The sequence below is a fragment of the Corallincola spongiicola genome, from assembly GCF_004284785.1.
GTDB classification, from domain to species: domain Bacteria; phylum Pseudomonadota; class Gammaproteobacteria; order Enterobacterales; family Neiellaceae; genus Corallincola; species Corallincola holothuriorum.
Map to the genome: position 1 here is coordinate 635,005 of NZ_SHLY01000002.1, position 25,548 is coordinate 660,552.

Consider the following 25,548-nt stretch of genomic DNA (forward strand, 5'->3'; position numbering starts at 1 on the left):
TATAAAATACCCCCAAATATTTTAATCAGTTGGTTTAGGCTTGTGCGGTTTAGAAAAGATATAAATGGTTTAAGAGCCATAGCCGTAATAGCTGTTGTGTTATTTCATTTCAATGCGAGTTGGATGCCCGGCGGTTTTGCAGGGGTAGACGTGTTTTTTGTTATTTCTGGTTTCTTAATGACAGGGATAATATTTAGAGGGTTCGAGCAAGAAAACTTTTCTATTTTGAAGTTTTATGTCGCAAGAGCTAACAGGATCATACCAGCGTTAGCAGTTCTTTGCCTGGTCTTATTAGTGTTCGGTTGGTTCTACCTTACTCCACTTGATTACAAAGCATTAGGAAAGCATGTAGGCAGCAGTATGAGCTTTTTGTCCAATATCATATATTGGAGAGAGTCTGGCTATTTTGATGCTACTTCACACGAAAAGTGGCTTTTACATACTTGGTCTTTATCTGCCGAATGGCAGTTCTACATAATCTACCCATTAGTTCTTGTTGCTATGAGAAAGTTTATGTCGTTAAAGGCTATGAAAGCGACTATTTTAGTTGGAACGGTGTTGGGTTTTATCTTCTGTGTGATAGTAACCTATAAATGGCCTAATTCTGCTTACTATCTATTACCTACCAGAGCGTGGGAAATGATGATTGGTGGTGTTGCGTACCTTTATCCGTTAAAATTCGCAGAGAATAGAAAGAAAGCCTTTGAATGGTTTGGGTTAACACTAATAATTTTATCTTATATTTTTATTTCAAAAGAAAACTTGTGGCCAGGATACTTGGCTTTAATTCCTGTTTTGGGTGCGTTCTTGCTAGTCCAAGCTCAAAGGAATGATAGTGCTGTAACTGGTAATGTTCTATTTCAATTATTAGGTAAGTGGTCTTACTCTATTTATCTTTGGCACTGGCCTCTTGTCGTTTTATCAAATTACTACTCTATTGAAAGCGCTATATTTTTAATAATATTTTCAGTGTTCATTGGGTTTCTAAGTTATAGGTTTGTTGAATCTAATTTTGTAAATAATAATAGTGTAAATTGGATCTCAATAGGAAAGCCTTTAATTATATGTCTTTTTGTTATTTTTTTTTCTACACTTCCATTTAATGATGTTTATCTTAACAAGTTTGAAAATGATGGTTTTTTTGATAAGAATGTTGATATTCGTAATGATTGGTTTTATCCGAAAGAAAGTGAAACAATTAAAGGTGTAGATATAAATTTCGTAGAGGGGGTTGGTAAGGAAAATGTGTTATTTTTAGGTGATAGCCTGATCCAGCAGTATTACATCCTCACGAAAGAGAGAAGTGTTAAAAACAATTTGTTTTTTCTAACTGAAAGTGGTTGCTTTCCTGTTTCAGGGTTTAAGTATCGTGGCGGTCATGATTGCCATAATTTTATGTGGCTTGAAAAAATAATTAATGAAGTTAATTTTTCAAAGGTAGTAGTAACAGGAAATCTTGATCAATATCTTTTACGTAACGATAATTTTATAGAACGTCATGATGGTTTTTTAGTTAGCTTAGATACCATTGATGGAAAAGAAGAGTTAAGGCGGAGAATTATAGAGCTATTCAATATCTTAAGTGAAAAAACAGATAAAGCATATTATATATTTCCAACACCTAAAGGGGATATGTATGATTATGATTACCTTGGTCGGTTGGAACTTTTGGGTAATGGGTCAAAAGATATTGCTTTCCCTAAGAACAATAACGTTGAATATAAAGAATTTATAATTCCTATTCTTAATGAATTTGATGTGGAAATTATAGATCCACAACAATTTTTATGTAAGCCTAATTGTAGTCCATTCTATAATGGTTATAGGTTGACTCATAGAGATTCAAGCCACTTATCAGCGTCTTATGTTGCTAAAGAAGTACACTATTTGGACTTTTTAATATCAAATTAGTGAATTAGTAAGATCTTGAGTTATTCATTTTAATTTAAGATCTTTCATTTATAAATCAAATAACTTCTGAATTTTATTTTCAATATCTAATGATTTAGTGATGTGAGAAATGTGAAGGTACTTCGCGTGGGGACTCATCCTCACCTAGTATCAAGTTTGAAGTGCAACAGTAGCGGTTAGTGTTCATTGAATACCTCTTCAGGTGTTTTGTAGCCTAATCGTTTTCTCGGACGGTTGTTCAATCGCTTGGCGATAGATTCACAGTCTGCTTGCGTTATTGATGCCATCGATGTGCCTTTAGGCAGGTATTGCCGTATCAGGCCGTTGGTATTTTCATTAGTGCCTCGCTCCCAAGAGTGGTGAGGATTCGCGAAGTAGAATGTCGTTTTGGTGGCTTCTTCAATCGTGGGATATTGATGAAATTCAGTGCCATTGTCGGCCGTGATAGTGGCGAACTCTCGTCTTGAACGTTGCATGATATCGATGGCTCTGTTGTTTAAAGAATAGGTCGTCCGGTCGTTTAGCTGGCCAATAACGGTGTAACCTGACTTGCGTTCAACCAAGGTGACAATGCAGTGCTTAGAGCCTTTCCCCATCACCGTATCAATCTCCCAGTGACCGAACGTTTTTCTATCCTCGACGTCTTGAGGGCGCTCAGCGATATTACGTTTAGCTGCTAGCCTGCCTCGGCTATCGTAGCTGCGATACCGCTTTCGCCGTTGCTTAGTTGATTGACGAAGTTTCTTCCATAGCTCGCCGCCATTCGCCTTATCCGCCCAGATGTATTGGCAGATGCTTTCGTGGCTCACACATGGCCTGTTGTGCCGCTTTAGATAACCCACGATTTGTTCAGGACTCCATTCAAGCCCCAACAGCATTTCCACCAATATAAAATCATCGGGAGTTAACCGACGGTTGCGCCTGGAGCGGCTTCGCCTAGCTTGAGTGCGGCGCTGTGCCTTACTTGGACGATAGGCACAGTCGGTTACCCAACATGAGTTTCTCGCTATTTCACGAGAGATGGTGCTTCGGTGGCGACCTAACGCGTTTGCTATCTGCGAATTATTAAGTCCTTGCTTTCTAAGGGCTGAAAGCATATATCTTTCATTCTCGGTGAGCTGTTGGTAGTTCATGTTGTTTCACTTCTTGGCGGGAGCGAGACACAGGAAATACCACAGTTCATCGTTCTAATACGAGGGCTTGTTGCGGTTAGTATATGAATCCAAGTGTAGGAATAGCACGAGTAAGTGGACAGCCATTCGACGTTGATTTTGTCTTTATTCGACCAGGTAATGACGATTATTTTTATAAAGATATATGTATTTGGGCTGGTGAGTTTTGATGTGCTAGAGAAGACTGCGAATTACCTGAGGGGAGTAAAGGGGTATATATGTCTCTGCATTTGCATCTGCAGCTGCAACCGCAACCGCAGTTAGTGTTGCTATTGACTATGATGATGACGATAAAAAGTTAAATGAATTATGTGAGGAAAATAATGGCTTTAAAAATTAGATGGATAGCCAGTTTAACGTTTCTTATTGTCTTTTTCTTTAATGTGAATTGGTTTGTTTGGTTTTTCTACTTTCACTTTTATAGTTTAACCAAAGGGGACGAAATTTTACTTGATGGTGTTAGGTATAAATTGGATAGTGGCTGGGTGATCAGTGGTTTTAAAGATGGAATATATGATCTAATTGATTACTCTCATAGCGGAATGTTTTTTCATATAGGTAACAAATATACTCTTAATTCAGGAGTGAAAGAGTATTTTAGCAGCTTAAGTCTAGTTCATTACCCTCCTTGTGGGGATGTGTATAGATCTGAGGATGGAATGAATCTCGCTTACTACGAGAATATAAGTAGAGCGGTTATGTTTGACGATGAAAGTGCAGATGGTGTAATAGAGCTTTGTGAATGGTTTAACCATATAGAAGAGTACAAAATTAGTGGCTAGTATCAAGTTCGAAGCATAACAAGGGCAAGATTATCCTCTTGACCGATGACTGCCGCGAGCGGCGCTTGTGGATTCTCTTATTTCCGTATTTGGAAGTGGCTGTCCTCATGATTTTTAGACCTTCGACGATCCACCGGACTGTCAGCGATTTACGGCTAGGGCTGGGGGGTAAAGACTTGATAACTGCCAAAAAGCAAGTTGTTCGAATGGCTAACTCTACGGTTCGTGTAGTAGATACGCATCATGCGCAAAGGCGATGTATTGACCGAAAAGGAAAGATTCACATGCCAAGGTCTAAAAAATGAATGATAAAGACAGGGAAAAAATAGAAGAATTCTACGACAGGGAGGAGATTGATGAATTATATATTTTTCTCAAAAGCCATATTGAAAAAGAAGAGCCTTACGCACTTTACATTTACTCAAGTTTTAGCCTCCCAATCTGGAATGAAACAGATGAGGAATTTGACGAGAGGAGAATCAGGCTATTAAAAAAATCGTCGTCTCTGGGGTGTCCGGAAGCAATGTATCAACTTGCTTGCTGTTATCTTTACGGCGAAGGTATTGAAAGAGATGTAAGTAAGTGTATTGAGTGTGCAACTCAAGCTGCGAATTTGGGATATAAATATGCCGAGACACTACTTGAACAGTTGGTCCGAAACAAAGAGTAAAGGGACACCCTGTGCGCCGAGATAAATTGGCAGGGGGTAAGGAGTCATTCACACGACATTGACGGGTCTTGGTCCGGTTCTCTTGTCCCGTTCTCTTGTGTTCAAAGGTGACTATTTGTGCGGTAATAGAGGTAAAGGCTGCTGGCCTAACAAAGACTTGTCATTCTTTAGTTGTTATGTAAATTAGAATGCGTAATCAATATCAAGGAAATCGCTATATGGAAATTTTTATAAAATTTATTTTTAGTTCAATGCTTATCCTCATAACCACAGCGACAAATGCTTCACCTGTTATTTTGTATAATACCTTCGGGCCAGATGATGATTTTTCAACAAAAAACTCTAATTCAGGTTTTTCTGCTGATATAGGGCTGAATCCTTACACCCTAGAACAACAAAAAGTTGCAAATGGTTTTTCGATTTCTTCAGGCTTTGTTGACATCACATTAGAGTCCATTGAAGTAGCGTTGTCCAACCCTCGTAACAATGATGGTTCGAATAGAGTGACATTGACTCTTCACAATGACTTAGGAGGGGTTCCCGGCGCTGCTATTGAAAGTTTAAGTGTTGAGTTGGCACCAAAATACTCCCATCAAATGTATTTCATTGAGTCAGCTACTAATCCAACATTATTTGCTGGAAGTAACTATTGGCTCGTGGCATCAGCTCTTGATCCAATGTCTGAATTAGGTTGGCTATGGAATGGCATTGCGCCATGGAATACAGATACCGGTCCTCGTTTAAGCTATAGAAGCGGCGACGGTATATGGAAGGATCGCTCTAAGTATGGACAACAGGCATTCAGGATTAATGCAAATGCAACCGTAGTTCCAACACCTTCATCAGTTATTTTGTTTGTTGGCTCCTTATTATGTTTGGCTGGAAGGCATCGGCTAAGTGAACGAGAGTAAACGAAGCCTAGTATCAAGTTTGAAGTGCAACAGTAGCGGTTAGTGTTCATTGAATACCTCTTCAGGTGTTTTGTAGCCTAATCGTTTTCTCGGGCGGTTGTTCCAATCGCTTGGCGATAGATTCACAGTCTGCTTGCGTTATTGATGCCATCGATGTGCCTTTAGGCAGGTATTGCCGTATCAGGCCGTTGGTGTTTTCATTCGTGCCTCGCTCCCAAGAGTGGTGAGGATTAGCGAAGTGGAATGTCGTTTTGGTGGCTTCTTCAATCGTGGGATATTGATGAAATTCAGTGCCATTCTCCTTATCCGCCCAGATGTATTGATAGACGCTTTCGAGGCTCACACATGGTCTGTTGTGCCGCTTTAGATAACCCATGATTTGTTCAGGACTCCATTCAAGCCCCAACAGAATTTCCACCAATATAAAGTCGGGAGTTAACCTACGGTTGCGGCTGGAGCGACTTCGCCAGCCGATACGCCTTACTATCATTGTGTTTACCGCTGCGTTCGTCGTGCTTTCTTGTGCGGCGAAGATATATTTACCAACACCGACTACAGTCATCGCAAACAGCGAGTGTTAGAGCGCTTAGCCCTATTAGGTGAAGTCTTCACCATCGAATTTTGTGCTTGTGCTGCATTTCTCTTGAGGGCAGAAATTGCTAGCCAATCACTTTTATCTCGTCGGCAATCCCCAACAAGGCAATGGCTGTTGCTTGAAAATTGATACCAAGCAATAAATGTTCGATTGGGCAAGGTACACACCATCGGTGGCGCCGTTGGCGGCTAGGCTTAAAAGGCAAGCTTGTGTCGACAAAGGATGTTGCCGTGGCCTCTTTCTATCAACGTCTACCCTTTCTCTTGTTTGTGGTTGTTCTGAGCCTTCCGTCCGGTCTTGGTATTTGTACTGAGCTCGCAGGAGATCCTTTGAGCAATTTGGTGACGCAGTTTCAAGCGATACAAGGCAAAGATTTTCCATGTCAGTGGCGTTCAAAAGGGCCCTATAACGGGCCTTATGTCATGGTCGAGTGTCAGCCAATCAAGGTGGATATTGAGTGGGAAGTGGCTGAAAAACACGAAGGCCCAGATTTCACCGATAAGATGTTTTGGCACATAAAAGAGCGCGGTATAGGTGAATTACATATTTTTCAGGCCAAGCCAGATTGCAAAATCACATCAAAAAGTTGCGTTGAAATTTTTCGTGCTGTCGTACCTGGGTTTTCAGCGATCAGGCCTGAAAGTCGCCAGACTAAAATCGTCAGAAACTACGCTCAATTCTGGCGCAGACAGGATGATGGAGATGAGTTTTATCCCTATTTTGACTCGTGGCGGCATGCGAATTTCAAGGCGAAAACCTATTGGCAAAGCGCGTGGTTCTTCTTGGAGGCAAAAAGAGGCAGTACGGTTCATAGTGATAGTCATATCAATTCCCCGCAGCTCCAGTGGTTTCAACATGGCGACTTTTCTGGCGCCAATAATATTGGCCAGCTTGATCTGGTGAATGGCGCACGTGCTAATGAAGAACTGTCAGATGGACTCTCTATGGTTGATTTGGCGCCCACCTATGAAGAGTTCTTTAGCTTGCTGCAGGGTAAGAAAATTGAGAAAAATTTTAGAATAGATTTCTCATCAGATTGGGCTTACGGCGAAGGGCATAAGCGCCACGTTCAGGGGGAATTGAGTTACACGCTGTCGGCCACTCGACCCGGTATGCTGGTTGTTTCGCCTACCGGCTCATTTGAGGCTTTTCGAAATACCTCTAAGAAGTCGTTTGCCCCTCGGCAAAAGTCCTATCAAATAAAGAATGAAGGCGAGCAGGAGCTTAGTTTTAGTATCGCTGCAGACCAACCGTGGGTAGGCGTTCAGCCAAACAAAGGCAAACTAGCACCCGATGAAACACTCGATATTCAGCTTTCTCTCAGGCCTGAGGCGGACAAGTTGCCAGCGGGCAAACATCAAGCGCAAGTGATGTTTGAAAACTCCTTATCTCACCTTGGCGATGGCTTTAGGCTGGTTGTATTGAAAGAGCGGCAGCGTTGGCGCTTGGTGATTGAGCAAAAAAATGATCTGGTGTTTGGCGACAGTTACCTGTTCGGTGGCATTGCGACAAAAGTAAACACGGAGATTGATTTTGAAATTGAAGATGGGAAGTTTAAAAATGGTAGTGGTAGATCCTTTTTCGTGTCCCATCAATCCATCGCTCATCCTAAGGGCGGGTTTAATTGCAGCGTTAAAAAGGATCAAATTTATACCCCCCGTTTTGATGTTTCCGGCAGCGTTTCGGGCGGGTTCGTGAGTTTATCTCTGCCGTCAAACAATATGGGCTATGAAGTGCAGTTCACTTGCGATGCCAACCCTAAGCCGTTGAAAGCCTATTTCTACAGTTTTTACCAAAAAGCGAATCCAAAGGCGCTTAAAAAAGGGCAGAAGATCGCGGATTGGCCGAAGAAAATTCGCGAATATGTCGAGTCTGAGGCGGCTACCATCAGGACGAATGCTCACTTAACTTTTAACCAAGCGCTGTATCAGTTCCAAAAATCCTCTTGGAATACCATGCCATTGAAGCACCTGTATAGCCATCAAGAGGGAACCCCGGCTAGCGTCGACTACGACAAGTTGGTGTTGTATGAGCAGGATAGGTGACGACTGTTCGTGGCGCTTTCGGGTTATCTTATGTCCGTATTGGGAAATGGCTGTCCTCATTGATTTTGTTATGCGGCAAAGGCGTAAGCCGATAAGGTAAAATGAATAGGAAAGGCGTCGCCCTTCCTATTCATCACTGGTCGACTAAGGCGTGTCGTTCATATCCTCATCATGCTTTCTCCGTCCGTCTTATCATGGAGTTCAAACGTGTTGCGAGGCGTGAGCTAATTCAGCTGTTTCACGGTTTCGGGCAACTCGGTCTTGGGGAATGCACTCATCAGCAGTTTCTTTTCTGATTTGGCCTGCTCAACATAGCCCTGCTCGAGATAAGCGCTGATTAGCGCGAGAGAGTACTTGGGGTGGGAAAACTGTTTGCCGATCCGAGCCATGATCTCAAGCTCGACAAGCTTTTGCTCTGGCGTGTCTGCAAGCTGGTAAGCATAAAAGCCATACAACGCCATATAGTTCAGGTTGTAGCTTTCCTTTGCGCTGGCCAAAGCAATGTCGATGATAAAGGCGCCTTCGGTTCTTGCCCGCGAGATCAATTGAAACGTGGCTTCATCTCGATATAGGGTTCTGGTTTTTGGTGTTAGACCCAGTTTTACCACCAAGGCATCTGCCGCTTTGGCCACAGACATGGGATTTTGTGCTGTGATCAGCTGACCATCTTCGGCCACAAAAGGCAGCATCGGCGCATTGGACTGGAAGATCGCGCCGCGTGTTTCCAGTTCGGTTTGCAGCATAAATGGAAACTTATCCAACAACTCGGCGCTGAAGGCGTGTTCCTCTTTCAGGGTGAAACTGTTTACCCGTTTGCCCTTAACAAAGTAGTCACCATTCTCTTGTTTGATGTTTACCAACGCCGCCGGGCCATGGCATACCGCGGCAATCGGCTTGTTCTGATGGGCAAATTGCGTCACCAATGTCTGGGTATCTTTGTCAAAAGGCAGGTCGAACATGGCACCATCTCCACCGATAACCATCAGCCCCTGATACTCTTGGGTCAGCGCCTGTTTAGCCGATAAGGTATTAGCCAGCTGGCTCAGTGCCGGCGTGTGTTGTTTAAACCGCTGAATGTACTCGAGGTCGTCTTTCTTGTTGTGAACAGGAACCGCGCCGCCTTTAGGGCTGACGATATCCAGCGTGATCCCATTGTTTGCCAGTACCAGATAGGTTTGGGCCAGTTCCTCAAGATCGTAACTGATGTTGCCATCGCTTTCGTTGCCGTATCCAGATATCAGCAATGCAACGCGGGTGTCAGAATATGCCGCAAATGAAACCGTGAATAAAATCAGTGCTAACAGGGAATAGAAACTTTTTTTCATGATGTGCTCCTCCGATATTAGGAGCACTTTAGCTATGCCTTTGTCGTGATTTTGTGAAGAAATCAGCCATAAATTAGGTCGGGTTGAAATGAACGGTCAGTTTGAACGCTGATGTTGTTTCTTTTGATGAAGAGTGTTCAGAGTTTAAGGGGACTGTGGGGGAGGAATGTGTTTCCATCTGCCAATGGTTGACGGCACAGATACGCTCAATCAGGTTAAGACCCTGACCGATGCCTGTGCTTAGTTGAGCTTTAACTCCTGCTGCTTCAGGTTGCACCGGGACCGGTGTTGTCGTGTGGTTGATAAAGGAAAGCGAGGTTGACGTAAGCCTGATCTCGACGTCGCTTCCAGTGGCGTATTGCACGATATTGGAGATGATATTGTTGAGCAGGATCTGTGTCAGGTTCCAGTTCGCGTGCAGGTAAATTCCTTCTTGCAGCGACAATTGCAGCGAGAGCTTTTGTCCTTTCTCAGAGTTGTTTAACTCAAAGTGTTCAAGCAGTGTGTTTTCCACTAACTGCGTCATATCTAATTCAGATTTCTGCTTCGATTCGTTTCGAGCCAGCGCTAATAGTGTGTGAGTTACCTTTTCCAGTTCAAAGATCGCGCGTTGCGCTTGCTGATAGTCGCTTTGTGTTAGCTGCTGTGAGTGACTTCGGCTGTCGAGAAGATTCTTGAGGATGCTGATCGGCGTTCGTATTTCATGGCTGACATCGCGGGTGAAGTTTATCTCCCGCTGCAGCGCGTCCTGCAGGTTGAAAAAACTGGTTTCGACAGCGTTGGCAAGCACCCGTATTTCATTGTCTGGATAGTTGTTGGCGAACGTTGCGCCATTGCTTTCGGTGGGTAAATAGCTTACTTGGTCGGCCAGTTTTTTTATCGGTCGGGTTAGTCGTCGACCAATCATAAAAGCGATGATGGAGACCAATGCCGCGCCAGCTAGCGCCAGCAGGGCAAGCCAGCCAAGTAGGTTTGGAAGATAATCTTTGCTGACCTCAAAGTCGTCAACCTTGGCCATTAACACATAATCGATCCCCTCCAGTTGTAACACATGAATATGCACCGTGGAGCCATCATTTAAGTCAAATTCAATGCGATCCTGCTTGCGTTTGCGGGCGTCTATTAGCTCTTGCGGCATATCCTGCCAATTGTGATGCAGGGTAACAAAGCCTGACCGGGGCTGGGGCAGGGTGCCGCTCTGTTGATAGGACTGCTCAATAAAATCCGCTTCGGCGGCGACCAGTCGGTTAAAAATATTGTCTTCAACCATCCAGGAATAGAGCAGGATCAGCAGGCTATAAATCAGCGTAATACTAATGGCGACACCTAACACAAGGCCGGTGATGGCGGAGGGTAAGCTTTTATTCATTCGAGCCATCTCTTACTACTCGCTTGGTAGTGCCAATCTGAAGCCAATGCCATGGAGCGTTTTCAGCATTGGGTAAGTAAAAGGTTTATCCAGCACATTCCGCAGGGTGTAAATATGGCTGCGTAGAACATCCGTTTGTGGCGCTTCATCTCCCCAGATCTGCTCGGTCAGTTGTCGTTTGCTGACCGCGTTTGGGTAAGCGTCTGCTAACAGCTTCAGAATGGTAAAGTCAGTGCTTGAGAGCGAGAGCGGCTGACCCGCTCGCGTCGCTGAGTGCTTATGCAAATTGACCTCAAGCTCACCGATGGTCAGCGTATTTTGCTGATGCAGTTGATGACGTTTTCCCAACGCAAGACAACGAACATACACCTCTTGCAGCGCAAACGGTTTGGTCAGGTAATCGTCAGCTCCGACACCAAACCCTTGCACTTTTTCATCCAAACTGTCCCTGGCGGTCAGCATCAGCACCGGAATATTGGTACTCAGGTTTTGTTTGATATGGTTACAAATGCTGAGGCCATCCATATCAGGCAGCATCAGATCGAGTACCACAATATCGTAACGCTGTGCCGCCAGCAGTTGCAGCGCGGTTTTGCCATCAGCCGCATAGTCGACCACTAACCCCTTGTCGGCGAGGTAGTCGACCAGCTGTATTGCGATATCCTGATTATCTTCGACTACCAGAACGGCATACTTAGGCGTCATTGGCTTGTTTTTCCTCTATCAGAGTTAGCGCGCGTGCAATGCCTGCATCTCTTTGCTTCTTTATATCATCTACTGAGCGGTTAACCACATGATGGGGTTCGACACTGCGTCGTTCGATGTCGCCATTTGGCCGTATCAGCGTTCGGGTGGTGACATAGGCTCGCAACTTAGAATGGGGCAGGTTAAACAAATTACCCTGTGCGGTTTGATTGGCAAATCCCCCGGTTTTCTCACCAACCAGAGTAGCAAACTGATGGTCTTTCAGTGTGGTTGCCAACACGATAGCGGCGGAGTAGGTTATCGGCCCCACCAGCAGATAGACCTCGCCTTTAAATCGCTGCTCTGTTTCGATAGGCGTTTCCCACTCTTGCCATTGGGTGGTAATGAGTTCACCCACTTCACCTTTATAGTTAAACCAGCCTCGGTTATCCCGGTTTAACTTCTCTCGTACTGAAGAAACCAGCCTGAACGGTTTATCCGCCAGATAGCGGCTCAGGTAGGTGACGGTGTCGGTATTGCCGCCCGGGTTATCACGAATGTCGATGATCAATGAGTGAATTTCATCCCGCTTTATTTCAGCAAAGGCACCGTCAATAAAGTCTTCAAATTCATTTGGTTCGATATCGAAGTGGGCGAGATAGAGTAAACCTACTCCCGCTTGCAGCTGCTTATAGTAGTGTTCGCCCTGTTGCTCGTTGCTGTCTGCAGAAACTCGCTGCCAGGACTGATCTTTGGTGATGGCAACTTGAGTGATGGCAAGCGAGGCTGATCTGCCATCGAGCTCAAGTTCAAAGCTGTCGATAAAGCCGAAAACTGCCCAGAGTGACAGCGCGAACCGCTTGGCAACGACCTGCTCTCGTAACCGGCGAGATTCGCCACCGCTGTATTGCTGCAGCGTGCTGACAATAGAGGAGGCAGGCACGCCGTTGATAGTGAGTATCTGGCTGCCAGCCGCCAGCTTATGCTTCCCGTTTTGATAATCATACTTTAGGTAGATCACCCCTTGTTGTGAGATCACCACATCAAAAGGAAACGGGTTGTGGCCGTCCTCTTTGAGTTGTTTGTACTCCTGATATGGCCAGATTAAGAAAGAGTGGCCGTCGTTTAAATGGTGGTTAAGCCTGCCAGCGATGCGATAAAAATCGGTCCTAAGCAGGGGCTGCGTGATCTCAGCTTTGGCCTCTTTGACTGCAGCCTTAAGTGAACCCATATCCGCATAAGCATCGAGTTCGGGGTGGCGTTCCAAAACGCCTGTAACAAACGCATCTATGTCCTGATGCATCTGCTCGACGGTCAGCTTTTTCTCCATCAGTGATGGATCTTCCAATGGCGGCAACAGGTCTAAATGATCTGGATGGCAGCCAAACAGCCATAGTGCTGAGAGGAGGGTGAAAAATAGAGGTTTGTTCATCATCGTGGCCGTATTAGCTAAATATGCCCATAGGCTAACGATATATTTGTGAAGGTTTTGTCGTGGTCAGTTGCAGTAAGGGCACCACATTGTGCCTGAGCATTTTTCCACTCAACGCCTTGATGATAGGGTATTGAGTTCAAACAATATGGCCGAAAGCAGATGATGAAAGTCGATAAAAAAAGCCGATTGATAGGACGGATATTCAGTGTCGCTTTTGGTATTGCGTTAGCAAAGACCTTGTACGATGGTGGTTTCCACTATCACGCCATTGGGCACGAACATACTGTGACCGCAGCTAGTGCCCCCATTAAATATTACTTTTCCTTGCTGTGGTACGGTCTGGTTTTTGCGGTTGCTACCTACGTCGGTTTTATCGCCAAATTGAAATGACTACATCGCGTTGAGGATTCTGTGTGGCTTATTACTGCATCATTGTCGGTGGTTTATTGATTGCCTGGGCTGTTGCTTTGTTTACTTGGCGCGTTCTGTTTTATGTGAGAGGGCAGCGGCTGCAAGGGCTTGTGATTGATAAAGTACTGCGAAATTTTAGTCCTGAAACCCGTGGCGGAAAATCACGGCACCTGAAGATTGAATACGTGGATCCGAAGCAGGGGAAGAAACTTTATGTATGCGATAACTCGCTGCTTACCGGGCTATACCGAAAGGGTGACGGAGTGATGCTGGTTGTTGCAGGTAATAGAGTGATGCTGGCAAGTTGGCTAAGTGTTGCAACGCCACCAATGGCGCTGCTCTCATTGGGTAGCGTGACGTTTTACATTGGCTGGTCTAGTTATTGATAGAGCATTGAAAAAAACTTTTTTCGTTAAACAGCCCTAAACGACTTAGCAGCAGCTTATATCAGCCCCCAGATGCTTTTTTGTCACTCGCAAATAAGCGATAAGCGAAGCCCATGCCGACGGCATAGGTTGTCTCGTCAATAAACAGCGGGCTGTCTTCGTTTTCTGCGCCTTGATGAAAGCTGACTCGCCCCCCCAGGAACAGACGCGCACGTTTTTCCATCAGGGTGAATACCAGTCCGAAGCCAACATCTGTGCCCATGTAACCGCCATTTGCATCATAGGCTTCACGGCCTGGGCGTACATATTTGTCATCGACCTGGTAGAAGTAGTCGGTTAGCTTCTCTGTGCCCCATACCGGGCCGACGGTGCCAACAAATCGTATCTCTCTGCCAAACAGGTTGTCATGCTCGTAACGTAGTTGCGGCTCAAAGGCATAGCCACGCTGATTCAGATTGGAGAAATCGGTGGAGAACACTGCGCGTGCTTGCAGCTTAAGGTCGAGCTTGCTTTGTTCATCATCGGCTCGGTAAATCTTGTACTTTAGCTCTGGTCCGATCCCGAACAGGTAATCCAGATCCTGCATGCCCTCGCGAGCATCGTTGTCATCGGAGTCCGCATTAAATGCCCCATCAAGTGACAGATCTAGTTCCCAGCGCTCATCTTCAAATGCCTGTGCCTTGATTAACCCATCTTCACCAGCGCGGATCACATCGCCACGATAGATCAGGTAGGGCAATACTATCTGGTTAGTATGGCTTTGACCCGCCGCGGGATAGTCTGGTCCATAAATGATTGCGCCTGCCAGACCTATCTCCCAAAGTGGCTGCTGCGTGCTTTCTGTTTGGCATGGACGGCTTGTCACACACTCTACTTCGAGGGACTCAGCGCTAGCTGGCGTACTAAATATCAACATCAATCCACTGGTCGCTAGCAATCTCTTTTTGCGTGTTAACATCTGGCTCTCTCACCTGTTTATCCTTGATTGTATGGCGCTATCCCAATGTTAGATCAGTGGGCGCTTTAATCTAGACCGGTAGATTGCACGAGTTATTACAATTGATTCTCTATGGACAGCAGTGTGCAGATACAAAAGAAAAACCCAGCCTGGTGGCTGGGTTACATGACATAGATCTATTCAGTAACCGAAAGAATACGCTTTAGCCGTTACGAAAATCTGAGTTGGTGATTGCCGTGGTTCTTTTTTGCTTTCAGGTAATCTGAGTTACCGGGTTTGAGATGCACCGAGGTGTTGACCATCGTTTCGATCGAGATCCCGGCCGCTTTCAACTGCTCAGTTTTACGCGGATTATTTGAGAGCAGGCGAATATGGTCGATGCCGAGCGCTTTGAGCATTTCAGCCGCTTCGTTGAATTCGCGCTGATCTTCGCCGAAACCTAGTTTAACGTTGGCTTCGTAGGTGTTCAGGCCGGTGTCCTGCAGCTCGTAGGCATCGAGCTTGTTATACAAACCGATACCGCGACCTTCCTGTCTCAGGTAGAGCAGTATGCCGCCTTCGACATGGATGAGTGAAATAGCTTCGTTCAGCTGTTCGCCGCAGTCACAGCGGGATGAATGAAAGACATCACCAGTCAGGCACTCAGAGTGCATTCTCACTAAGGGAATATTGCTATTGGGTTGGGTGCCCTTGAACCGCATAGCGATATGTTCGCATCCTGATTCTAGCCCATTGAAAGAGATTATCTCTGCTTCTACCTGCGCGGCACCAACTTTTAGTGGCACCGCTTTTCTTACTTCTACCATTTTTAACTCTCTAAACTTGCATCACCGTGAATGCGAATTCGGTGCCTGCAAAAGTCATTGAACTGCGACCAGACCCAAGCATATCAAGGATTGCTTGGGTTGAGGGGGAAATTGAACGAAATCTTAGCTAACGGCAGAAGGTTCATCTGACCGTTGGCTGCCGATGGCGTTAGTTTATTCGTTATTCAATGGGCGAGGGACTTCCTCACACATACCGTGCTCTGGTCAGGGGGATGGATTATTTTTATTACTTTGACCTGTTGTTGATGGGGATACCCACTAAAGATTCATCCGTGATTTCGGTGACTAAATGCATTCTGATCTAATCGTCCTGTCGATCATCCCTGATTTATCTATCTGTTGTTGTTAGACATTCTTCCTGGTCGTTGAGCGTTGTTTTTTTATGCCACAGCCCGACGGTTCTGGCCTTGGCCTAGGTGGCTAATTAAACACTGTTAAAAACCTATCTTGATTAGTAAATACTTCAATTTTTAACTGTGATTGAGTTCAAAAAAAGTTGGTTAAAAATTGCGCATTATCGCCGCTGCATATTTCACCTGCTTCGCTACGTTAGTGAGCTGAGTGCCATGTGCGAATGACAAACTAATAACAATTCATACTGACTTAATCAAAGGAAAGTGTTTTGAAAACTATAAAAAAAATGGCCTTGTCAGCCTTGGTTGGTCTGGGCTTTTTCAGTGCCTCAGCCTCTGCCGAAGTTATCCTACATGCGTTTAACTGGAAGTACTCCGATGTTGCCGCTAGAGCACAAGAGATTGCCAACCTAGGTTATAAAAAAGTGTTGGTTTCACCCGCTTATAAGTCCTCCGGTGGCGAGTGGTGGTCTCGCTATCAGCCACAGGATTATCGAGTGATTGATAACCCGCTGGGCGATACCCAGGCTTTTAAGGCGATGGTTAATGCCCTCAGTGCCAAGGGCGTTGCTGTGTATGCGGATATTATTTTCAATCACATGGCTAACGAAACCTGGAAACGTGAAGACCTTAACTACCCAGGCACTGAAGTGTTGAATAGCTATGCAGCTAACAGTAGCTATTACAATTCGCAGATCCTGTATGGTGATCTGGAAGATAATTTCTTTGGTGCGAACGACTTCCATCCTGAAGGGTGTATCTCCAACTATAACGATCCGGGCAATGTTCAATACTGGCGTTTGTGCGGAGGAGAGGATGACCGTGGCCTGCCAGATCTGGATCCCAACAACTGGGTAGTTGCTCAGCAAAAAGCGTATTTGAATGCGCTGAAGTCATTGGGTGTTAAAGGCTTCCGTATTGATGCGGCAAAGCACATGACCAATTACCATCTGAATGCGGTATTCACACCAGAAATCAAGTCAGGTATGCATGTCTTTGGTGAGATCATCACCACGGGTGGCGCGGGTAACGGCGATTATGACAACTTCCTTGGGCCGTACTTATACGACACTGACCATGCCGCGTACGATTTCCCACTGTTCGCGACACTTCGCGGCGCGTTGAATTTCGGTGGCAGCATGAGTGCGTTGGTTGATCCCGGTGCTTATGGTCAGGCGTTGGACGGCGGCCGTGCCATTACCTTCGCAATTACTCATGATATCCCGTTGAATGAAGGGTTTCGTTATCAGCTAATGGATGGCACCAATGAACACCTTGCGCATGCGTTTGTATTGGGACGTGACGGTGGTACGCCGCTGATCTACTCAGACAATAACGAGAGCGGCGACAATCGTTGGGTGAATTTCTATAAGCGTGGTGATATTCAGGGTATGTTGCGCTTCCACAATGGCGTGCAAGGCACAGGCATGCAGATCCTTAGCCACAATGAATGTCATATCTTGTTCTCGCGTGGTAGCAAGGGTGTTGTTGGCATCAACAAGTGCAGTGGTGGACAAGATGCCTGGGCCGATGCTGGCAGCGCGGGTCTATGGTGGAATACTAACTACCGCGATACCTTGGATGGATCTAGTGTTGAGCGCATCAGCAGTAATTGGCACAAGTTCTACCTGCCGCCGCGCAGCGCTAGAATGTGGTTAAGAGACTAATAAATAGAAGACTTGTCGTAGGCGGACGGATGTCCGCCTTTTTTGTGCCTGCTGTGCTTATTATCTTGCTGGTGCCCCGTCGTCTGCCTGGATTAAGTGGCAAGCGGCACGGCCGTAGTTTCTTGTTACCTTTCTGAATCGCTTTACAGACTCTCGTTGGCTTATGCTGATATCGGAATGAGTTACCCCATATAAGGATTGCAATGAGATCAACTCACCTCACGTTTTTCGCTATAGCTTTGGGCTTGATCGTTGCGGGCTGCAGTTCGCCGCCGAAGCTGGATGCGCGCATAGAGCTCACGGCAGACCAAGGTAACAGCGCACAAGCTCTCTTGCCTGACTCGATAGTGCCGTTGCTGGAAAAAGATTGGGCCCATGGTGTACAGAGCTGCAGTGTGACGCCTGATAACGCTGTAGATGTTTATCAGCACAGTGCCACCAGCTATATCCTTCGGGTTAGCAAGTGCATCAGCTTTGAAGCGCCGTTTATCTATTTGTTGATTGGTGATGACAAAGTGCTGTTGGTGGATACCGGGCCAACCGATGATGCAGCCGTTCTGCCCCTGTATCAAATCGTGAATGAACTGGTGTTAGCACAGACGGGGGGCGAATCTCGGCAATGGTTAGTTGTGCACTCCCATAGCCATAGCGATCACTACAACGGAGACGCTCTGCTTCAAGGCCAAGCCAACATCACCTTGGTATCGCCGAAGGCCGACCTAATGAATGAGTACTTTGGCTTTGACCGCGGGGCGCAGGGGCAAGCCAATATTGAACTGGGCAATCGCTCGTTAAGCGTGTTGCCAATACCGGGACATCAGGAAGAGTCCATTGCACTCTATGATCCTGAAACCCAGTGGTTAATCACCGGAGACACCCTTTATCCGGGACTTATCTATGTAAAGCACTGGCAGGATTATCGCGACAGTGTGCATCGGCTGTATCAGTTCACTCAAACCCATCCAGTCAGCGCTGTATTGGGCGCACATATAGAAATGACCACCACGCCTGGGCTGTACTACCCAATCGGCACCTTGTATCAGCCCAATGAACTACCGCTACCATTAAGTGTTCAAGACCTAGCACTATTAGATAAACAGCTGCAAAGCACTGCGCAGCCGAGTGAAATCACTTTTGACCGCTTTGTTGTCATGCCTATGACTGAGTTGCAGATACAGCTAAGCAATAGCGCACGGCTGCTGAGTCAGTGACCTTGTGAGATTGTGTTCGATAAAAAACTAGCAAGTCGTTGCTACTGAATTTTTTTTGAGTAGAGTTAAGGAGATACTCAATTTTTGACTATGCTTTTTGCAAGAGTCTGTCTCTTAACTTAAATCCCGATAAAAGGTGAAGCAATGAATAAAGTACTTTCTATATTGATAGCTCTGGTTTTGGTGGGGTGTTCTGCAAAAGGTTCAAATCCGTCAGAGCAGCGAGCAGAGATTCAAAAAATGAATCAGGAAGTTATCAGCGCCGTATACAAACAGGAACCTGCGGCGAAGAAACTTATGGGTTCTGCTGCGGGTTACGCTACTTTTTCAAATGCTCAAGTCAACGTGATTTTTGTCGCTGGTGGTGGTGGCTACGGCATGGCTAAAAACAATTCGACTGGGAAAGTCACCTATATGGAGATGGGCGAGGGCGGTATTGGCCTTGGCCTAGGCGCTAAGGATTACCGAGTGTTGTTTGTTTTCCATACTCAGAAAGCCTTGAACTCATTTATTGATGATGGCTGGGTTTTTGGTGGTGAAGCTGATGCCGCAGCAAAGACTAAAGATAAGGGGGGCGAAGCCAGCGGTGGTGCAAAATTTGGTGATGTTACCGTGTACCAGCTGACAGAGGCGGGATTAGCAATTCAGGCTACGGCAAAAGGCGCAAAATACTGGAAAAGTGATGAGTTAAATTAGGGGCACTATTTGTCCTGTTTTATGCGACGACTTAGCCTCGCTTAATCGGTTGAGGTTAAGTCGTTGAATATAGATGTCAGAGTTATGTTTTGTGATTGCGCTCGTTAATTGATCTGTATCAATTGATTTAGATCAAGAGTTCCACCTGTTAGCCGCTAGATAATTTCATCGAAATAACAACAAGTGGTTAACACGATGAAAACAAAAATAGCGTCTTCTGTTCTCTGCGGTTTAGTTCTCATGTCCCCTCTTGCGGCACAAGCTCACCAGGCGGGAGACTGGTTAGTACGCGGCGGTATCATCAATGTCTCACCTGATGATAGTTCCGGTAATGTCTATGTCGATGGCTTGGGGTCAACCGATATGGGGGTCGGGGTAGATGATGATACCCAGATCGGTCTTAACTTCGCCTATATGTTTACCGACAATATTGCCGTTGAACTGCTGGCGGCAACGCCATTTACCCATGATGTTGATCTGGAAAATTCGCAGTTAGGGTTGGGCGATGGCAAGCTGGCTGAAGTCAGTCATCTACCACCGACGCTTTCTGTGCAGTATTTCTTTGGTACTAGCGAGTCGGTGTTCCGCCCTTATGTGGGGCTCGGCCTCAACTACACCGTATTCTTCGATGAAGAGTTTAGTGGCAGTCGTAAAGAGCAGGGGTTCAGCGACTTGGATCTGGATAGCTCTTTCGGTTGGTCGGCACAGCTGGGCGCTGATTATTCGATCAATAAAGATTGGTTCGTCAATGCGCAGGTACGCTATATCGACATCAGCACGGATGCCGACTTTAAAGTGGGCGGCGCTAAAAGCAGTGTGAGTGTCGACATTGACCCTTGGGTTTATATGGCCAGTGTCGGTTATCGCTTCTAATGGGCGAATACAGAGTAAAAGAGCGGGCTGGTTAGCCCGTTTTTTGTTGTGATCACCCATTGAAGCTAAGGCGCGATATAGGGCAGGTTGATGGTAAAGGTCACGCCGCTACCGAGTTTGCTGTCGCAACGAATCGTGCCGCCAAGGTTTTGCGTTACCAGGTTATACACGATATTCAGGCCTAAGCCGGTGCCGCCTTGGTTGCGTTGGGTGGTAAAAAAGGGATCAAAAATATGCGGTAGATCCTGTGGTGAAATACCTTGGCCGCTGTCTTGATAGGTGACAATCACCCAGCTTTCCGCCGCTTCGACATCGACCCTGATCTCGCCCTTGTCCTTAGGGTGAAACCCGTGTTTATAGGAGTTGGTCATTAGGTTCGAGATCACTTGCCATACGATCCCCGGATAGCTGGTGATCTTCAGACTCTTATTGCAGTTAAGGTGGGTGGTGACATCAAAGCGCTTAAACTGTGGTCCTAAACTGACAAAGACGTCTGAGATCGCTTTCTGTAGTAGAAGTTCCTGTTTATGTTCCTGATGTTGATCTGCGGCCACCTGTTTAAAGGTCTGTACCAATTGTGCTGCCCTATGCAGGTTATTTAGGGTGAGGTTAAGCGCATGGTGGCCATCATTCAGGTAGTGCTCGAGGTCGCTGCGTTTTAACTCGTCATTGGTCAGTTTACGCTGCTGCAACTCAGTTTTTTCCAGCACCATGGAGGATGCTGTGATCGCAACGCCAAGTGGCGTATTAATCTCATGGGCAACACCTGCCACTAAGTTACCTAGCGCTGCCATCTTTTCACTTTCAATCAGCTGTTTTTGTGTTTGCTGCAGGGTGTCGTAGGCTCGTTTTAATTCTCGCTGTTGAGTGCGCTCATTACTGACGATACTGGTGTAGTCATTGAACCATTGCACCAGTTGGTTGATCTCCTGAATGGAGTATTGGGTGGTAATGGGATGCATTGATTCGCTATTGGGTTTGGCTTCGGTGACGGTGCGTATTGGTAAAATGATCCGGCGCGCAATATAGAGCATCGCCAGTATCATCAGCAGTAGAGAAAAAGCGATACAACCTATGGTGAGCTGGCTGATCAGGCGCGCGTTGGCCTGCAGGCGAGACTGCGGTATGACACCTATCGTACGCCAGCCCATATTGGTGATCTCTGTTTCTAAGTGGCGCTCTAGTGGCTCGGATGCGTTGAAGAGCGTGGCTTGAAAGCGGGCTGTGTCATCGCTTGCTGCTGTGTTCAGAGCTAATGTTTGGCCAATTTTGGATTGTGATGGGTGATAGATGATCCGGTTTTTATGATCGACAATGATGTGGTACATCCAGTCTTGGTTTTGTGAGTGGGTGTAATCATAAAGTGCGCTGATCGAAAACTTCAGTATCAGAAAACCAACGGTTTGGTAGGCCACCAACTGTTCATCAAACTCTTTTAGCGAATAGAGTGCGGGTAAGACTAAGCCGTAGGGAGACTGGATATGTGTGTTGTGCTCAATTCCCGGCCAGCACAGTACCTGCTCGCGCTGCTGACATTGCTGCAGCCAATTCGTAAACAGCGCGGTGTCGTAGGTGCCGTCAGCGGAAACGTCACCTACGCCGAATATCGAATCATCGGTGATGATTTCAACCGCAAGCAGATCATTGGCGCGGATCATTGAGCTGAGCTCCGCTTCGATTCTTGACTGCAGTTTGAGTTTTTCGATACGGCTTAACTCTGTTTGCTGTTGTGTTCGCAGCAATAGCTCTGCGACCGCGTCATTTTGGGCGATGCGGTTAGCGAGCCTTTCGGTATTGGTTGCCATTAATGCAACAGAAGCGGCACGTTCTTCAATCAGTTCTTGAGTCAGTGTTTCTGCTTGTTGGGTTAGCCCATTGACGGAGAGCTGGTAAGTGACAACGCCTAGTACAATTAAAGGCAGCAAGGTTGCGACCGCCATATAGGTAAGTAACCTGTTTTGCAGTCGGTTGAACCAGGCTGGCCCTGAGATCATCGTGTTACAGTTCCGTTGTGGTGATCAGTTTGACGTCAACTAACACGCTATCTTTTACCTTTTGCTTATTCAATAAGCTTACAACGGTTTGCACGCCCACATACCCCTGCTGGAAAGCCTGTTGATCAATGGTGGCAACCATTAACCCTTGTTCTATGGCCGAGCGGGCGTCGGGCACATTGTCATACCCAGCAATCTTTATCTGTTGCAGATTGTTTTCCTGCAGGTAAAGAGCCGCGCCCAGAGCCATCATGTCATTGGCACAGAACACCAGAGACAGATCCGGATGCAGCGCATGCACCCTTTTTATCACTGCGTAGGCCTGATCAAGGTGCCAGTTTGCCTGTTCCGAGGCGACGACGGTGATCTGCTCTGCTTCGTCGAATGCTTGGCGGGCGCCATCTCGCCGCTGACGGGCGTTTTCGGCGGCGCGGGGGCCTTCAATAATCAGTGCCGAGGTTGCTTGCTCGACGCCACGACTAAGGTACTCGGCCGCCAAGTACCCCCCTTGATGGTTATCCACGGAGACGAATGGGATCGGTTCAAGACCGCTACGCGCCAGCGCATCCTGGTCGATACGGTTATCAATGTTAACCACGCTAATGCCGCTTTGGATCGCCTGCTTGAGTACCGGAATAATGCGAACAGAGTCAGCAGGCGCAATAACAATGGCATCGACACCTAATTTCAGTTGCTGTTCGATAATATCAATTTGTTGTGGCACCAATGTCTCATTGGTGCCTGATTTGACGATCAGTTCAATACCGCTCTCTGCCGCGGCTAACTCTGCGCCACGTTGTAGCTCAATATAAAACGGATTCACCAACGACTTCATTACCAGTAGCACCCGAAAGGGTTTGGCTTTCTCGGTTGTGGGTGAAGGAGACGTTGGCGCTTCATTACATCCAGCTATCATCAAGGCGCAGAAGATGATTGAGACACTAATCATTTGTTTTAACATTGAATACCACCCACAGATTGACTGTCGTAATTCAGCTGTAAGCATAGTTAATCGGCTGTCATAAGGGGAACTAAGTTGATTATCCCTAGTGAGGAGAGGGGGAGGTGAGAGCCAGCAGTATTTGGTGAGGTGATACGAGGGGGAGTCACCGGGTTAGCGGAACTTATGGTCAGGTATATTGGCGAAAAAAACGGGCCACTATCTGGCCCGTTCATTCTGTAGCTATATAGCGAACACTGCTAATTACAGTGAAAAGCCGCGATACGAGACGCCGACAAAATATTCACTGCCAGGGGTGTTGTAGCCCAGCACATTTTGGTAGGTTTCATCGAACAGGTTGTTGGCTTTTGCCCGTATAGTCCAGCTTGGCGTGACATAATATGCTAGAGCGATATTGACTAGCTGATAGTCATCTAAACGCTGCCCGGCATCGGTACGCTCACCGTGATACTCATACTGGCCTAACAGTTCAAAATCTTGCCAATCATAACTCACCTGATAACTGGCTGTTTTCCGAGCGCGACGAATTAATTGTGAGCCTGTGGCCTGATCTTCTGCATCAACGTAACTCAGGGTAGCTCGATGATCGAGTCCTACTGTACTGAAGTTAACAGTGGACTCACCGCCGGTGATCTTCACTTCGTTGATGTTCTCTGGACTGCAGTTCCAGAACTCGTCACAGACCCATTCGATGAGGTCGTCTATCTCTGTGTAGTAGAGACTGGCGGTCACTTTGATGCCGGCATAGCTTGAACGCAGCAAGAGTTCATAACTGTCGGCAGTTTCAGAGGTCAGGTCTGGATTGCCTTTCGAACCAAATGACTCCGGATAATAAAGATCATTAAAAGTCGGTGCTTTGAAGCTGTGCCCCGCATTGAGCGCCACCAGCAGTTTGTCTGTCACGTTATAGCCGATGCTGGCATTGTAAGTGGTTTCTGAGTCGATATTTTCGACATCATCGTAGCGAATGGCTGCTTCTGCGATCCACTTTTGATCTTGAAACAGGGCGTTGCCAAAGATCGCCGATACGTCGCGGGAATCTTCCTCATAGTCGGTGTTGGCGTTGATATCTTCGCGATAAAAATCAACACCGGCAGAAACCGTGAACGGGTTGTATAGCTGATAGTGGTTAACCCAGCTCACTTGCTTACGACGCGTTTCAAAGAAGTCGCCGTCGCCTTTGGCAATACCGTTGCCATAGTTCTTGTTGTAATCCCGACTTTGGGAGAAGGCGAAGGTACTTAGCCATTGTTCTGTTTGGTAATTACCTCGCAGTTGCCAAAGGTAATTATCGTAATCATTCTTGTTGGCACCGTAGCTGTTGTCATAGTCGTTGCTGCCATCATCAACCTGGCCTATCCAGTCAACGACGATCTGCTCGTTGACGCGATAATCACCGCGGATCGCGGCAGATAAGCGATCGTAACCGTCGTCGTCAAACTCGGTATCTTCACGGGCATCAAAGCCACGGCTATCTTCGGCGCTCAGGCTGATGGTGGTGGTACCAGCATCGTAGCCAACACCTATCTGACCATCACCGCTGACGTATGAGTCGCTGCCGGTTTCGGCACCTAACTGATATTCACCTGCACTCATGCGACGGGTAAAAATATTGATCACGCCGCCAATCGCATCGGATCCCCACATCGAGGCTCTTGGCCCTTTCACCACTTCGACACGTTCGATCTGTGCCATGGGCAAGTTCTCGATCGCTTTGTTGCCAAGGGTCGCGGAACCACTGCGAACGCCATCGATCAGGATCAGAGTTTGGTCAGAGCCGGTACCGCGGGTAAACAGCGAGGTTTGTTGACCTGCGCCCCCTTGCCGGGCAACGTCCAAACCGGCGACAGTGGCTAATAGATCGGCCAATGATTTTGGTTGCAGCTTGTCTATCTCACCACGGGTGATCACTTCGACCGAGGCCATGACCTGGTCTATATTTTGTGGTGTTCGGCTAGCTGTGACTATGATGTGTTCAACCGCCGGATCATCGGTGGGGAGAACTTCATCTGCCACCGCGTGATTGCTGATAACACCGCCCAGTGTTAGCAGACAAATCTGGTACCAAGGGGTTTTGCTTGTTGTGGTTCGAAACGTGTTGTGCATTGTTTTCCTCATAAATGACGCCCTCCGCGTCAGGTTCAATGTGTAACGGCTTACCTGCCGCAAAATAGCTTGGGTCGGTTCCGGACTCTGTGATCATCGATCTCAGTTACCGTTGCGGGGGCAGTGCCGGATTTTCACCGGCTTCCCGAATGGCATCAGTGGCTTGCACTGTGCCGCCCAAACCTGTTGTTTAACCGGTTACTTAA

General features: G+C 46.6%; 21 protein-coding genes, 1 pseudogene and 1 riboswitch. Of the genes and pseudogenes, 11 read left to right on the forward strand and 11 right to left on the reverse strand.

All coding sequences use genetic code 11. The features are described 5' to 3' along the window. Positions 1-42 precede the first annotated feature (42 nt). Positions 43-1,911, forward strand: coding sequence for an acyltransferase family protein (locus EXY25_RS08475; protein WP_130566415.1), 1,869 nt, complete (start codon positions 43-45; stop codon positions 1,909-1,911). A 176-nt stretch (positions 1,912-2,087) separates the two neighbouring features. On the opposite strand, the gene EXY25_RS08480 is transcribed toward EXY25_RS08475, so the two are convergent. Continuing rightward, on the reverse strand, positions 2,088-3,044 hold the full coding sequence (locus EXY25_RS08480; protein ID WP_130566416.1) for an IS30 family transposase: 957 nt from the start codon (positions 3,042-3,044) through the stop codon (positions 2,088-2,090). 362 nt (positions 3,045-3,406) lie between these two features. On the opposite strand from EXY25_RS08480, the gene EXY25_RS08485 reads away from it, so the two are divergent. The 3 genes from EXY25_RS08485 to EXY25_RS08495 all read left to right on the forward strand — a co-directional run bounded on the left by EXY25_RS08485 (position 3,407) and on the right by EXY25_RS08495 (position 5,446). Continuing rightward, positions 3,407-3,865: a hypothetical protein gene (locus tag EXY25_RS08485; protein WP_130566417.1), complete on the forward strand. Its 459-nt coding sequence runs from the start codon at positions 3,407-3,409 to the stop codon at positions 3,863-3,865. 301 nt (positions 3,866-4,166) lie between these two features. Beyond that, complete coding sequence (locus tag EXY25_RS08490) at positions 4,167-4,535, forward strand: SEL1-like repeat protein (protein WP_130566418.1); 369 nt, start codon at positions 4,167-4,169, stop codon at positions 4,533-4,535. A 218-nt stretch (positions 4,536-4,753) separates the two neighbouring features. Beyond that, positions 4,754-5,446 carry a choice-of-anchor R domain-containing protein gene (locus EXY25_RS08495; RefSeq protein WP_130566419.1) on the forward strand — a complete coding sequence of 231 codons (693 nt, stop codon included), beginning with the start codon at positions 4,754-4,756 and terminating at the stop codon, positions 5,444-5,446. A 39-nt stretch (positions 5,447-5,485) separates the two neighbouring features. Here EXY25_RS08495 and EXY25_RS18740 read toward each other — a convergent pair. Then, a pseudogene (locus tag EXY25_RS18740) lies at positions 5,486-5,909 on the reverse strand (IS30 family transposase); the annotation flags it as partial. A 341-nt stretch (positions 5,910-6,250) separates the two neighbouring features. Between EXY25_RS18740 and EXY25_RS08505 the strand changes: the two are divergent. Next, positions 6,251-8,086 carry a hypothetical protein gene (locus EXY25_RS08505; protein ID WP_130566421.1) on the forward strand — a complete coding sequence of 612 codons (1,836 nt, stop codon included), beginning with the start codon at positions 6,251-6,253 and terminating at the stop codon, positions 8,084-8,086. 224 nt (positions 8,087-8,310) lie between these two features. Here the strand turns inward: EXY25_RS08505 and EXY25_RS08510 are convergent, their stop codons facing one another. The 4 genes from EXY25_RS08510 to EXY25_RS08525 form a co-directional block, all read right to left on the reverse strand. After that, positions 8,311-9,411, reverse strand: a complete 1,101-nt coding sequence (locus tag EXY25_RS08510; RefSeq protein ID WP_130566422.1) for a type 1 glutamine amidotransferase domain-containing protein — start codon at positions 9,409-9,411, stop codon at positions 8,311-8,313. A 73-nt stretch (positions 9,412-9,484) separates the two neighbouring features. Further along, positions 9,485-10,780, reverse strand: a complete 1,296-nt coding sequence (locus tag EXY25_RS08515) for a sensor histidine kinase (RefSeq protein WP_165419306.1) — start codon at positions 10,778-10,780, stop codon at positions 9,485-9,487. Between the two features lie 15 nt (positions 10,781-10,795). After that, the gene (locus EXY25_RS08520) at positions 10,796-11,485 is read right to left on the reverse strand and encodes a response regulator transcription factor (protein WP_130566424.1); all 690 of its coding nucleotides are present in this window, start codon (positions 11,483-11,485) and stop codon (positions 10,796-10,798) included. Next, positions 11,475-12,896: a S41 family peptidase gene (locus EXY25_RS08525; protein ID WP_165419307.1), complete on the reverse strand. Its 1,422-nt coding sequence runs from the start codon at positions 12,894-12,896 to the stop codon at positions 11,475-11,477. The genes EXY25_RS08520 and EXY25_RS08525 overlap by 11 nt, the downstream gene beginning before the upstream one ends. Positions 12,897-13,058: 162 nt before the next feature. On the opposite strand from EXY25_RS08525, the gene EXY25_RS08530 reads away from it, so the two are divergent. Both EXY25_RS08530 and EXY25_RS08535 read left to right on the forward strand, forming a co-directional pair. After that, entirely contained in the window at positions 13,059-13,289 is a 231-nt protein-coding gene (locus EXY25_RS08530; protein ID WP_130566426.1) for a hypothetical protein, read from the forward strand. Between the two features lie 23 nt (positions 13,290-13,312). Continuing rightward, entirely contained in the window at positions 13,313-13,696 is a 384-nt protein-coding gene (locus EXY25_RS08535; protein WP_130566427.1) for a hypothetical protein, read from the forward strand. Between the two features lie 61 nt (positions 13,697-13,757). On the opposite strand, the gene EXY25_RS08540 is transcribed toward EXY25_RS08535, so the two are convergent. Together EXY25_RS08540 and EXY25_RS08545 are read right to left on the reverse strand one after the other, a co-directional pair. Beyond that, positions 13,758-14,654, reverse strand: a complete 897-nt coding sequence (locus EXY25_RS08540) for a MipA/OmpV family protein (protein WP_130566428.1) — start codon at positions 14,652-14,654, stop codon at positions 13,758-13,760. Positions 14,655-14,863: 209 nt separating this feature from the next. Beyond that, positions 14,864-15,460 (reverse strand): GTP cyclohydrolase II, encoded by a 597-nt coding sequence (locus EXY25_RS08545; RefSeq protein ID WP_130566429.1) that lies wholly within the window; start codon positions 15,458-15,460, stop codon positions 14,864-14,866. Positions 15,461-16,103: 643 nt separating this feature from the next. On the opposite strand from EXY25_RS08545, the gene EXY25_RS08550 reads away from it, so the two are divergent. From EXY25_RS08550 to EXY25_RS08565, 4 genes are all read left to right on the forward strand, one after another. Further along, the gene (locus EXY25_RS08550) at positions 16,104-17,501 is read left to right on the forward strand and encodes an alpha-amylase family protein (protein ID WP_246019528.1); all 1,398 of its coding nucleotides are present in this window, start codon (positions 16,104-16,106) and stop codon (positions 17,499-17,501) included. A gap of 203 nt (positions 17,502-17,704) precedes the next feature. Next, on the forward strand, positions 17,705-18,712 hold the full coding sequence (locus tag EXY25_RS08555) for an MBL fold metallo-hydrolase (protein WP_130566430.1): 1,008 nt from the start codon (positions 17,705-17,707) through the stop codon (positions 18,710-18,712). A gap of 144 nt (positions 18,713-18,856) precedes the next feature. Continuing rightward, positions 18,857-19,408: a lipid-binding SYLF domain-containing protein gene (locus EXY25_RS08560; RefSeq protein WP_130566431.1), complete on the forward strand. Its 552-nt coding sequence runs from the start codon at positions 18,857-18,859 to the stop codon at positions 19,406-19,408. Positions 19,409-19,603: 195 nt separating this feature from the next. Next, positions 19,604-20,281 carry an OmpW family outer membrane protein gene (locus EXY25_RS08565; protein WP_130566432.1) on the forward strand — a complete coding sequence of 226 codons (678 nt, stop codon included), beginning with the start codon at positions 19,604-19,606 and terminating at the stop codon, positions 20,279-20,281. 65 nt (positions 20,282-20,346) lie between these two features. Here EXY25_RS08565 and EXY25_RS08570 read toward each other — a convergent pair whose 3' ends face one another. From EXY25_RS08570 to EXY25_RS08580, 3 genes are all read right to left on the reverse strand, one after another. Then, positions 20,347-22,275 carry a sensor histidine kinase gene (locus EXY25_RS08570; protein ID WP_130566433.1) on the reverse strand — a complete coding sequence of 643 codons (1,929 nt, stop codon included), beginning with the start codon at positions 22,273-22,275 and terminating at the stop codon, positions 20,347-20,349. 4 nt (positions 22,276-22,279) lie between these two features. Next, complete coding sequence (locus tag EXY25_RS08575; protein WP_165419308.1) at positions 22,280-23,236, reverse strand: substrate-binding domain-containing protein; 957 nt, start codon at positions 23,234-23,236, stop codon at positions 22,280-22,282. Between the two features lie 243 nt (positions 23,237-23,479). Beyond that, positions 23,480-25,342 carry a TonB-dependent receptor domain-containing protein gene (locus tag EXY25_RS08580; protein ID WP_165419309.1) on the reverse strand — a complete coding sequence of 621 codons (1,863 nt, stop codon included), beginning with the start codon at positions 25,340-25,342 and terminating at the stop codon, positions 23,480-23,482. Between the two features lie 55 nt (positions 25,343-25,397). Further along, positions 25,398-25,538, reverse strand: a riboswitch (cobalamin riboswitch). Positions 25,539-25,548: the final 10 nt, after the last annotated feature.

Bases quoted from the DNA above. Each gene is read 5' to 3' on its own strand.
- EXY25_RS08515 (WP_165419306.1), bottom strand. From the start codon at position 10,780: ATGAATAAAAGCTTACCCTCCGCCATCACCGGCCTTGTGTTAGGTGTC.
- EXY25_RS08520 (WP_130566424.1), bottom strand. From the start codon at position 11,485: ATGACGCCTAAGTATGCCGTTCTGGTAGTCGAAGATAATCAGGATATC.
- EXY25_RS08485 (WP_130566417.1), top strand. From the start codon at position 3,407: ATGGCTTTAAAAATTAGATGGATAGCCAGTTTAACGTTTCTTATTGTC.
- EXY25_RS08510 (WP_130566422.1), bottom strand. From the start codon at position 9,411: ATGAAAAAAAGTTTCTATTCCCTGTTAGCACTGATTTTATTCACGGTT.
- EXY25_RS08555 (WP_130566430.1), top strand. From the start codon at position 17,705: ATGAGATCAACTCACCTCACGTTTTTCGCTATAGCTTTGGGCTTGATC.
- EXY25_RS08490 (WP_130566418.1), top strand. From the start codon at position 4,167: ATGAATGATAAAGACAGGGAAAAAATAGAAGAATTCTACGACAGGGAG.
- EXY25_RS08560 (WP_130566431.1), top strand. From the start codon at position 18,857: ATGAATAAAGTACTTTCTATATTGATAGCTCTGGTTTTGGTGGGGTGT.
- EXY25_RS08540 (WP_130566428.1), bottom strand. From the start codon at position 14,654: ATGTTAACACGCAAAAAGAGATTGCTAGCGACCAGTGGATTGATGTTG.
- EXY25_RS08525 (WP_165419307.1), bottom strand. From the start codon at position 12,896: ATGAACAAACCTCTATTTTTCACCCTCCTCTCAGCACTATGGCTGTTT.
- EXY25_RS08580 (WP_165419309.1), bottom strand. From the start codon at position 25,342: ATGCACAACACGTTTCGAACCACAACAAGCAAAACCCCTTGGTACCAG.
- EXY25_RS08575 (WP_165419308.1), bottom strand. From the start codon at position 23,236: ATGTTAAAACAAATGATTAGTGTCTCAATCATCTTCTGCGCCTTGATG.
- EXY25_RS08565 (WP_130566432.1), top strand. From the start codon at position 19,604: ATGAAAACAAAAATAGCGTCTTCTGTTCTCTGCGGTTTAGTTCTCATG.
- EXY25_RS08570 (WP_130566433.1), bottom strand. From the start codon at position 22,275: ATGATCTCAGGGCCAGCCTGGTTCAACCGACTGCAAAACAGGTTACTT.
- EXY25_RS08480 (WP_130566416.1), bottom strand. From the start codon at position 3,044: ATGAACTACCAACAGCTCACCGAGAATGAAAGATATATGCTTTCAGCC.
- EXY25_RS08530 (WP_130566426.1), top strand. From the start codon at position 13,059: ATGATGAAAGTCGATAAAAAAAGCCGATTGATAGGACGGATATTCAGT.
- EXY25_RS08545 (WP_130566429.1), bottom strand. From the start codon at position 15,460: ATGGTAGAAGTAAGAAAAGCGGTGCCACTAAAAGTTGGTGCCGCGCAG.
- EXY25_RS08495 (WP_130566419.1), top strand. From the start codon at position 4,754: ATGGAAATTTTTATAAAATTTATTTTTAGTTCAATGCTTATCCTCATA.